Below are 10,103 nucleotides of genomic sequence, written 5' to 3' on the forward strand. Positions count from 1 at the left end.
CTACAGGTCGTGTGCCATTACATATCTGCTTCCCCCCCATAAGAAAGCCGGTTTCTTACGACCTGCCGGCACCTCTCCCCGCCTGCCGGCCACCTTATATGCCGGCACCTTTTCCCACAATACCAAGATAGCGCAACATGCCGGTTTCTGTCAACCCCAACGCAATAAAATTTTCTGACTTTCTCCCTTTCTCCTCCCTTGGCGTTAGCGCAGTGGCGCGGCACGCGCAGCTTGGCGTCTTAGCGGTTCATTTCAAGGCCACAGATGAAAGGCAGCGCGAAAAGTATATAATAGAGTTAAGATGCTCACCGGCCTGAATATGACTGCCATTTTACCCCCAACCCAAAAAACCGAAGTCTTCTACCCCAGTGCGGATGGTGAACCCGTGGCCGAAACGTATGACCACTTGTATGCATTACTGACAGCCCTAGAAGTCCTCAAACAATACCTAGCAGGGCGTCAGGCGACTGTTCTGGGCAACCAGTTCCTGTACTGCTCCCAAGGCTTCCCTAAATTGCGAGTAGCCCCCGACGTGATGGTGATTTTTGATGTCGCCCCCGGAGGGCGGGACAATTACAAAATTTGGGAGGAAGGACAAGTGCCGGCAGTCATCTTTGATATGACATCAAAAGGCACTGAAGAACAGGATAGATTTTCAAAAAAAGACCTGTACCAGCAATTAGAGGTAAAGGAATACTGGCTGTTTGACCCCAAAGGCGAGTGGGTCGAAGAAAAATTGCGCGGCTATCGCCTGCGGGGAGAAACTTACGAACCCATTGCAGACAGTCGCAGCCAACCTTTGCAACTGCGGTTAGCCGTAGAGGACAAACTGATTGGCTTTTACCGGGAGGATACCGGCGAGAAATTGCTGGTTCCTACCGATCTAGCGGAGGCGCTGCGCCAGAAAACTCAGGAACTCTTGCAGGAAATCGAAGCGCGACAGCAAGCGGAGGAACGCGCCGAACAGGAGCGTCTCGCCCGAGAGCAAGCGGAGGAACGCACCGAACAGGAGCGCCTCGCACGACAGCAAGCGGAAGAACTCGCCGAGCAAGAGCGCCGGCGGCGGGAAGAAATGGAGGCTCTTCTCGCTCGCTATCGGGAAAGCTTTGGCGACTTACCCCAGTGAAAAAGGCTTGCGCGTCTGATAAGTAAGCCGGCATAATTAAACGTAACACAGCTCGTCTCAGGAACCAGCTTTCTCAGAGAAACCTGGTTGCTTGATGTTCAGGACCAGAAACCCGGTTTCTTAAAGAAACCGGGTTTATCAGTACCTCACTAATATGAGAAAGGCTATATTTACCTAAGCCTTGTCTTAGCGTGCCGGTGGGCTTAACCACGGGAGCATCCCACTTTTGTATTCCCGCTTTCCGAAAGTGCCGGCATAAGAAAGTTTACCCGCCTCTTTCTTTAGCCCGCGCAGGCGGGCTTTGTCTGTATAGCCGCGATTTCTAATCGCCGGAGCCCATGTGCCAATGCAAAAACGGGATGCTCCCCTTAACCGCAGCCCTTCTCAATTGCAGCGCTAATTGCCTCAACCGGCATCTCTCCCGGCCAGCCGGCGACCTTATATGCCGGCACATTTTCTCACACTACCAAGATAGCGCAAGCTGCCGGTTTCTGTCAACCCCAACGCCAGAAAAATTTCAGACTTTCTTTTTCTATTCCCTTGGCGGTCATTGACGGCGGCGGTTCATTTTCCCCCTGGCAGAAACCGGGTTTATTGTGGCCCAAAAACCGGTTTTTAACCTGCGCGAGATTGGCATCCTCCTATCAACTAGGTAAAACTAACCAGCCAGCCGGTGCAGGGGCGGAGCAAGCAGATATGCTCTGTCTCGCAGACATCTGCGGATACCGCGCCCCTGCTGTCGGGGCGGCTTTCCCCAGAAAGGCTGGCCGCCTGTAAAAAATATTAATAAACCCGCCCCCAAATTTTTTTGGCAACAGCTACAAAATGCCCTAAAGTAAAGAGCGAGTCTGAACTGCAATAGCAATTGAGCAGGAAGCGATCAATATGTCTGACCCCACACCAACCAACACACCGGCGCAAGAAGCGCAAGAAATAGAAGAAGTGATGGCCGAGCTGGAGCGCTACCGGGAGCGGATCGTCAGCGATCTCCTGGAAATGGCGAAAAAAGTCAAAATATCCAAGCAAACGGCAATGGCGCAGCTAGCCAACCATCCGGAAATCGCCCAGATTGAAGCCATGCTCTCGGATCTGCGCTCGCGGAAAGCCGCTTTGGAAGCTGCTTCAACAGTACAGTAACCCATGCTTAACTCTCAAACCCAAGCGCCAGCACCGGCACAAACAGACGAGTTGCTCGAATCCGTCAGCGCCCAGCTCGCCGCTGGCACCTTTGACCCAGCTGACACGCAACTGCTGGCCACAATGGTAGAATCCCTAGCCGATGGGCGGGGGATGGTGAGACTGGGATTTGTAGAGGCGTTCGGCAAAATTGGCCAACCGGCAGCACCCTATTTGCAAGACGCCCTAGCCAATCACCCCAACCCAGTGGTGCGCCGGTCTTGCGGCAAAGCGCTGGCCAAAATCAGCGACCCGGAGGCTGTTCCCACCTTAATTAACGCCCTGCTCAACGACGCCGACACCGTTGTCAGGAGCTCAGCAGCCGGTGCCCTCGCCAAAATGGGGCCATCCGCAGTGCCGGCACTGCTGGACGTTATAGCCTCTGACTCTGCGGAAACAGCCAAAGGGCACGCCGCTTGGGCGCTGGCGTTCATTGGAGCGCGAGCTGCCGAAACGCTGTACGAAGCGATGAACTCCGAGTCAGCAGACGTCCGCAGCGCCGCCGCCGGTGCGATCGCCAATATCGCTCAAGAACAAAGGGATGAGCGCTCCACCGGCATTATAATCTCAGCCCTCAGCGATGCAGCGCCGGCGGTGCGAGCCGAAGCCGCAGCCGCCCTGGGCCAACTGGCGCACCAGCCGGCGGTCCCCCAGCTGATTGAGCTAATAGACGACAGCGCCGCAGAGGTGAGAAAAGCCGCCGCCCTAGCGCTGGCCAAAATCGGCGATCCCGCCGCCACAGAACCCCTGCAAGCCAAAGAAGCCAGCGATCCAGACGGTGGCGTGCGCCAAGTAGCCGGTGTCGCCCTCTCCCTGCTCCAGCGGGCAAAACTTGTTTCCCCACCCCCCGACAATGAATTTCCAACTCAGTGAAAAAGCCAAAGAATTAATTCCCAAAGCCAGAATTGTCAGCTTTGCCGGCTGGCAAAACTCCCACCCCCCCGACATCATCGAGGTCCTGCAAACTGCTGACGATGAAGGGCGCTACCTCACCGACGCCGATTTAGCGCCACTGCTGGCTCACTCATCTGCCGCCTGCGTCAGCGCCGCCCAGTTCCTGCGCGAGAGCGCCGCTGAGATTGTGGCCGAAGCCAGGGAGCAAGTCTTAGCTCAATATCCCGATCTCACCCAGCCGGGAGGCGACCTCTATCCGCCGGCGCGCGCAGAAGCCTGCTGGCGGGATTTCTGGCACTTCCTGCGCTGCATCACCTACGGGATTGCCGGTGGCAGCACCCAGTTTACCAGTCCCGAAGGGCTGCACTACATGCAGCTGCTCTACCAAGAATTGCGCGTCCCCCTGGATGCGATGGTGCTCGGGCTAGAGAATCTCAAAGCCGCCAGTCTGAAGCGATTGCCCGAACGGCAGCAGACTCTCGCGCCCTATTTCGACCATTTAATCACTCAACTGAGTTACTTTCGTGCCGGTACGGCATAAAAGTAGGGGCGGGTTCACCAGCAACGTTTCCGGGAAGCCGAGAATCTTTGTAAACCCGCCCCCACAACGGCATAAAAAAACACCCCCCTGAGGGGCAATTTATAAAGAAAAAGTAGGAGCCACAAGAAACCGGGTTTATTGCGGTGGGTAAGCCCGAAAAACTGCGCTCTCCTCTAGAAGAAACCCGGTTTCTTGCCCCCACTCGCCGCTCAACAATTACTTTATAAACACGCCCTTAAGATGGTGTTTTGCTGAGAAGAGATTCTTTGGTTTAATGGGCAGAGCCATTCCCGTGATACTTGTCCGTATCGTAGAATCCATTTTTGGTGCCAAAGAACAGGCTCCCCAGGATAAAAACAGCCGTCAGTGCAGCTAGAATCAACTTAACTTCCATAGACTAACAGGAAAATTGGCTAAACCACCCTGATGAATTTAACACAAGCAGACCGGATTGTAGAACCGTCATGGCTGGCCCGTCCCTCGATAGAGGTAGCACCCGACCTGCTGGGGTGCGTCCTCGTGCGCCAGATGCCCGACGGGGAAACCATCCGGGGTGCAATCGTGGAAACCGAAGCCTACGCCCCAGGAGATCCAGGCTGCCACGGTTACCGGGGTAGCACCAAACGCAATCAGGTGATGTTTGGGCCGGCTGGGAGGGCCTACGTCTATTTCATTTATGGCGTCCACCACTGCTTGAATATCGTCACGGATCTGGAAGGGGTGCCGAGTGCTGTCCTGATTCGGGCTTTGGAGCTGGAATCCGTACCGTCTTGGATTGACCGGCGCAAGCAAGCGAAACCCCACCGAATTGCGGCAGGACCGGGCAAACTGTGCCGCGCCCTCCAGATTGACCGGCAGCTAGACGGTGTGGAGTTGCGCCCAGGGGAGCCGGTGTGGCTGGAACACCGCACTCCTGAGTTTGAGCGGGATTTGGCGGATAACGTTATCCGCCTCGTCCAAACAACCCGGATTGGCTTGTCTGCCGGTGCCGAGTTGCCGTGGCGGTGGTATGTGGCTAACTGTCAGGCTGTTTCCAAACCCTACAAGACAAATAGGACTAAAGCAGAAACCGGGGTTCTCAAGCAGAAGTCTTGACAGTCTTGACTTTCAGCCCTCGTTCCAGGAAGAGAAACCCGGTTTCTCTGACGGTTGTCCCTAAGTCGGGACAAAAATAACCTGCCCGCAGGGATTGTGGATTTTCCTCTCAGGAGTTAGCATACACGTTAGCGGTTCCCCCGGTGGGGAAGCGATGTTGAACTTTACGGAATTTATGGACCGAAGTCCATCCCCTCACAGTAGTATCAATCTCCTCTAGCCTGGGGGCATTGTCTCCCAGCGCGGGGGAGACTTAGGAGGTTGTATGCTCACGCAGGAACTGCGCCAGTCTGTTTCGGACATTACCGAATTAAATCAACTCAAGTCTGCCCTGAATCACTTACCGGCAGTCGATGCCGGTGATTACATCGCTGAACTGCCGGCGGGGCGTCGGGCGATAGCCTTTCGCCTGCTCAACAAAGCGCAAGCTATTGATGTCTTTGAATACCTGCCGCCAGAAGTGCAAGAAGAACTGATAAACTCCCTGCAAGACGTGCAGGTGTGCCAGATTGTGGAGGCAATGGAGCCCGATGACCGAGCCGCCCTGTTCGACGAACTGCCGGCGGGAGTGGTGAAGCGGCTGCTGCTGCAGCTCAGCCCAGAGCAGCGGCAGGCAACGGCCACCATTCTAGGGTATCCGGAAGGCACCGCCGGTCGGGTGATGACCACTGAATACGTCGGGCTGCGGCAAGGACTGACGGTGGGGGAAGCCCTCAGCAAGATCCGCCGCAGTGACGGAGATAAAGAAAGCATTTACTACGCCTACGTCACAGATGACAGCCGCAAACTGGTGCGCGTCGTGTCCCTGCGGCAGCTGCTGTTTTCCCTTCCCGAGGCTCTAATCAAAGATATTGCCAGCGAGCGCGTCATCAAAGTGCGCACCGAAAGCCCGAAAGAAGAGGTGGCCCAGCTGATGAAGCGCTATGACCTGATAGCGCTGCCGGTGGTTGACCGGGAAGACCGGCTCGTCGGGATTGTCACCATCGACGACGTAATCGACATTCTAGAAGAAGAAGCCACAGAAGACATCCAAAAACTGGCCGGCGTCAGCGGCGGTGACGAAGGTGCCCTGTCTCCCCCCCAGGTGACACTCACCAAGCGGCTGCCCTGGCTGCTGGGAGTGATGGCCCTCTATATCGGAGCCGCCAGCGCCATTGCTCCCTTTCAGGCGGTGATTGCCCACGTGCCGGTGCTGGCCGTGATCATGCCAATTTTCTCCAACACCGGCGGCACGGTGGGCATTCAAGCCCTCACCGTGACCATCCGGGGGCTGGGCGTGGGAGAGGTAACGCCCCTGGACACCCCGAAAATTCTCCGCAAGGAAATTCTGGCCGGGTTGGGCACCGCTTTATGTTTGGGTGTCACCCTGATCCTGCTATCTTTGATTTGGACTGCCCCCCAAGAGCGGTGGGTCGGGTTTGTTGCTGGACTGGTGATGGCCATGAATGTCTTAGTGGCCGTGACGCTGGGAACCCTGCTGCCAATGGCTTTCAAGCGCCTCAAGCTGGACCCCGCCCTGATCAGCGGCCCACTGCTGACCACCCTGCTCGATGCAGTTGGGTTCATGCTGTTCCTGTCGATAATTTCGTTCAGCTTGAATGTCCTCCATTTACAGCCCTGACCAAAGAAACTAAAAAGGAACAAGGAACAAAGAACAAGAAAGAGGTAAAATTCAGATTCTTTTTCTTTTCCCTTTTCCTTTTTAATTTGGGTTTTTTATAAAAAGTGAAATTAATACTATTTAAAAACAGCCGGCGAAACGCCCTTGATGGCCCGGGGGAATCCATGCATACAAAATCTAAAATCCAAAATAAGTCTTAATTATGGCTACGACCACTTGGACTCGCCGCCACGTTCTGTCCCTCGCTGACTTTAGTGCGGATGAATACAGCATCGTGCTGCAGACGGCAAGCAGCTTTCGGGAAGTCCTCTCTCGCCGGCTGAAGAAAGTGCCCACCCTCCAGGGCCAGCTGGTGGCGAATTTGTTTTTTGAACCCTCCACCCGCACCCGCAGCAGTTTTGAGCTGGCGGCGAAGCGCCTGTCCGCCGACACGCTGAATTTCGCACCGGCAACCTCTTCCCTGACCAAAGGGGAAACCATCCTGGATACGGCCAAAACCTATCTGGCGATGGGAACCGACATGATGGTGATCCGCCACCAGCAAGCCGGTGTGCCGCAAGCGATAGCAATGGAGATGGACCGGCTAGAGGCCCGAGTCGGCATCCTCAATGCCGGTGATGGCCAGCACGAACACCCCTCGCAAGCATTGCTCGACCTGTTTACCATTTGCTCGCTCCTAGATCCCGACCGGCCCGCACTCGACCTCTTGAACGGCAAAAAAATCGCTATTGTGGGAGATATCCTGCACTCGCGGGTGGCGAGGTCGAATATCTGGAGCTTGACGGCGAGCGGTGCTGAAGTGCATCTCGCTGGCCCTCCAACCCTTTGCCCGACGCTGTTTGCCCAAATGGGTGCCGGCAGGCCAGGAAAACTGTCCCTCCACTGGACAGTCGAGCCGGCCCTCGATGATGCCGATTTTGTCATGACCTTGCGCCTGCAAAAGGAGCGCATGGACCAGAACCTGCTGCCCAGTTTGCGGGAGTACCATCAGCTGTTTGGCATTACCCGCGCTCGTTTGAAGCTCTGCAAGCCAAATGTTAAGGTACTCCACCCCGGGCCGGTCAACCGTGGCGTAGAGATCGCTTCTGACTTGATGGACGACCCAGAATTTAGCTTAATTTCCCAGCAAGTCACCAGCGGCGTCGCTGTCCGCATGGCCCTGCTGTACCTGATGGGCGGCGGCAAAGTTTAGTTTCAATCCCGTTTCCAGGATTCACCTGAGAGAAATCCTTCGCCCGCAACACCATAACTTATTATTATAGCAACGAGAGATGAATTTTGCAACCGCAATACCTTTCAACCCTCCCAGTCAGAGACAGGGCAAAGATAGTTTGGCCATCACCTTTGCTCCCCTGTCCCTGGAAGAAGTCTACGCCCTGGCGGACGATCCGGGCAACGGAGCCGTGGTGCTGATGAGCGGGACAGTTCGCAACCAAACCGGTGGCAAGCCGGTGGTAGCGCTAGAGTATCAAGCCTACGAACCAATGGCGCTGCGGGTGTTCAGTCAAATTGCCGCCGAGATCCGCCGCCAGTGGCCCGATGTGAGTAGAGTCGTGATTCACCACCGCACCGGTCGCCTGCAGGTGGGTGAAATCAGCGTCCTGGTGGCCGTGGGCTGCCCCCACCGAGGGGAGGCATTTGCAGCGTGCCAGTATGCGATTGACACCCTCAAGCACAGCGCCCCGATCTGGAAAAAAGAACACGCTCGCGACGGTGAGGGCAGGTGGGTGAGTATCGGAGCCTGCTTGGAAGCAGGAGCTGCGAACTGCTAGAATCAAATTATTATTTTTTTGGCGCTGCAAAAGCAGGCAGGATAGGGCTAGAGCACCGGGATCGCCCGTCTGCTGCCCCATCCGTGTCGGGGCGGGCCCACAAAGAGAAAAGCAGTCCAGCCCAAATCTAAGGTGAGCCCGCCCGGAAGAGCCGACTTTTACCCGTCGGGAACTTTTCTCAAATAGCAGCGTCATCAATGGTGGAATGTTAAAAAGGCAATTCCGCCAATGAGTCAGTCTCTTCCTTTATCTTGGTCAAAGACCGGTGAGGCAGCGTTCCATCAAGTGCCTGTTCCAGCAGAAAAACTTTCTAACTACGACTTGGTTGTGCGGTGTCAAGAGGGGCTGAACCCCGACCGGGCTGCATTCGCCGAATTGCTGCGCCGGTATCAGTCCCATATAGAAAAAGTTTTGTACCACCTGGCACCTGACTGGCAGGACCGGGCGGATTTGGCTCAGGAAGTCTGGATTCGGGTGTACCGCAACATCAAGCGGCTGAACGATCCAGTCAAGTTCCGGGGCTGGTTGAGCCGCATTGCGACCAACCTCTTCTATGACGAGTTGCGCAAGCGCAAACGGGTTCGCGATCCGCTGTCTCTCGACGCCCCCCGCCAGGTTGAAGACGGGGAGATGGACTGGGAAATTGCCTCCGACGATCCAGGACCAGAAGAAAATCTGACCACCGCAGAGTTCTACGACCGGCTCCGGGAAGCGATAGCTGACCTGCCGGAGGTGTTCCGCACTACAATAGTGCTCAGAGAAATTGAAGGGATGGCCTACGAGGAGATTGCCGAACTCACTGGCGTCTCCCTGGGAACCGTAAAGTCTAGAATTGCTAGAGCCCGCCAGCGGCTGCAATTCCAACTGCAAAACTATTTGGAGGGGCGGTAGTCTGGAAAGGCAAAGGGGGCTGGGTTGAAGGTGGCTTGCGCACAGGAGACTGGAGCGCACGCAGCAACCGTCCGCTGGCAAGTAAAGTAAATTTTAAAGATCAATCCGGGTGCTTTACCCATTTTGAGTTGGTGGTGGTGTTCCAATGACCCCTAACTTTGAGTTCTATGACGATTCCAGACAGCATTTCCAAGGGGATTTGCCAGCAGGAAACAGCGGCAGTCACCCCGACGGTACAGATGCTGTTAGAGGGCTAAAAGAAGAACGCTTTGAGTTGCTGAGCGCCTACCTCGACGGGGAGGTGACAGCATCAGAGGGCAGGCAAGTGGAGGAGTGGCTCGACGGCGAGCCGGCGGTACAGCTATGCCGCGCCCAACTGCTGAATCTGCGCCACGGAATAGGGAGAATGCCGGCACCAGCTCAGCAGCAATCGGTGGAGCAAACTCTGGAGCTGGTGTTCGCCAAGCTGGACAGCGTTGCGGCAACCAGCGGGGCGCAGGCGCTCGATGCCGACAGGTTTGAACTGGTGAGCGCCTACCTCGACGGGGAGGTGACAGCATCAGAGGGCAGGCAAGTGGAGGAGTGGCTCGACGGCGAGCCGGCGGTACAGCTATGCCGCGCCCAACTGCTGAATCTGCGCCACGGAATAGGGAGAATGCCGGCACCAGCTCAGCAGCAATCGGTGGAGCAAACTCTGGAGCTGGTGTTCGCCAAGCTGGACAGCGTTGCGGCAACCAGCGGGGGCGCAGGCGCTCGATGCCGACAGGTTTGAACTGGTGAGCGCCTACCTCGACGGGGAGGTGACAGCAGCGGAACGCAGGCGTGTGGAAGAGTGGCTCTCAAGCGAGCCGGCGGTACAGCGTTCGCACGCTCAACTGCTAGCGCTGCGCCAGGAAATAGAGGCCATGCCGGCACCGGCGGCGCTGCTCTGTGCCGAGCGAACCCTGGAAGGGGTGTTCGCCAAGCTCGACAGCCAAGCGCAGTCAG

12 protein-coding genes are annotated in these 10,103 nt (G+C 56.3%); 11 read left to right on the forward strand and 1 reads right to left on the reverse strand.

Annotated elements, in window-relative coordinates:
* Positions 1-319 precede the first annotated feature (319 nt).
* The 4 genes from OSC10802_RS0111025 to OSC10802_RS0111045 all read left to right on the forward strand — a co-directional run bounded on the left by OSC10802_RS0111025 (position 320) and on the right by OSC10802_RS0111045 (position 3,737).
* Positions 320-1,126 carry a Uma2 family endonuclease gene (locus OSC10802_RS0111025; protein ID WP_044170807.1) on the forward strand — a complete coding sequence of 269 codons (807 nt, stop codon included), beginning with the start codon at positions 320-322 and terminating at the stop codon, positions 1,124-1,126.
* Positions 1,127-2,011: 885 nt separating this feature from the next.
* A complete protein-coding gene (locus tag OSC10802_RS0111035) occupies positions 2,012-2,263 on the forward strand; it encodes a DUF8630 family protein (RefSeq protein ID WP_017716830.1) in 252 nt (83 codons plus the stop codon).
* A gap of 3 nt (positions 2,264-2,266) precedes the next feature.
* On the forward strand, positions 2,267-3,175 hold the full coding sequence (locus OSC10802_RS0111040; RefSeq protein WP_017716831.1) for a HEAT repeat domain-containing protein: 909 nt from the start codon (positions 2,267-2,269) through the stop codon (positions 3,173-3,175).
* On the forward strand, positions 3,156-3,737 hold the full coding sequence (locus tag OSC10802_RS0111045; protein WP_017716832.1) for a bilin-binding protein: 582 nt from the start codon (positions 3,156-3,158) through the stop codon (positions 3,735-3,737). Before OSC10802_RS0111040 ends, OSC10802_RS0111045 begins: the two co-directional genes overlap by 20 nt.
* 271 nt (positions 3,738-4,008) lie before the next feature.
* Here OSC10802_RS0111045 and OSC10802_RS55540 read toward each other — a convergent pair whose 3' ends face one another.
* Complete coding sequence (locus OSC10802_RS55540; protein WP_017716833.1) at positions 4,009-4,131, reverse strand: DUF8629 family protein; 123 nt, start codon at positions 4,129-4,131, stop codon at positions 4,009-4,011.
* A 32-nt stretch (positions 4,132-4,163) separates the two neighbouring features.
* On the opposite strand from OSC10802_RS55540, the gene OSC10802_RS39640 reads away from it, so the two are divergent.
* The 7 genes from OSC10802_RS39640 to OSC10802_RS39650 form a co-directional block, all read left to right on the forward strand.
* Positions 4,164-4,832: a DNA-3-methyladenine glycosylase gene (locus tag OSC10802_RS39640; RefSeq protein WP_017716834.1), complete on the forward strand. Its 669-nt coding sequence runs from the start codon at positions 4,164-4,166 to the stop codon at positions 4,830-4,832.
* 265 nt (positions 4,833-5,097) lie between these two features.
* Entirely contained in the window at positions 5,098-6,453 is a 1,356-nt protein-coding gene (gene mgtE / locus OSC10802_RS0111060; protein WP_017716835.1) for a magnesium transporter, read from the forward strand.
* 202 nt (positions 6,454-6,655) lie between these two features.
* Entirely contained in the window at positions 6,656-7,645 is a 990-nt protein-coding gene (locus OSC10802_RS0111065; RefSeq protein ID WP_017716836.1) for an aspartate carbamoyltransferase catalytic subunit, read from the forward strand.
* A gap of 79 nt (positions 7,646-7,724) precedes the next feature.
* A complete protein-coding gene (locus OSC10802_RS0111070) occupies positions 7,725-8,225 on the forward strand; it encodes a molybdenum cofactor biosynthesis protein MoaE (protein WP_017716837.1) in 501 nt (166 codons plus the stop codon).
* Between the two features lie 228 nt (positions 8,226-8,453).
* On the forward strand, positions 8,454-9,116 hold the full coding sequence (locus OSC10802_RS0111075) for a sigma-70 family RNA polymerase sigma factor (RefSeq protein WP_017716838.1): 663 nt from the start codon (positions 8,454-8,456) through the stop codon (positions 9,114-9,116).
* 145 nt (positions 9,117-9,261) lie between these two features.
* Positions 9,262-9,888: an anti-sigma factor family protein gene (locus OSC10802_RS44235; protein ID WP_017716839.1), complete on the forward strand. Its 627-nt coding sequence runs from the start codon at positions 9,262-9,264 to the stop codon at positions 9,886-9,888.
* Positions 9,842-10,103, forward strand: a 262-nt coding sequence (locus OSC10802_RS39650; protein WP_198525096.1) for an anti-sigma factor family protein, incomplete at its 3' end; no start/stop codon positions are given. The genes OSC10802_RS44235 and OSC10802_RS39650, both read left to right, overlap by 47 nt.

Source organism: Kamptonema formosum PCC 10802 (genome assembly GCF_000332335.1).
GTDB lineage: Bacteria > Cyanobacteriota > Cyanobacteriia > Cyanobacteriales > Oscillatoriaceae > Oscillatoria.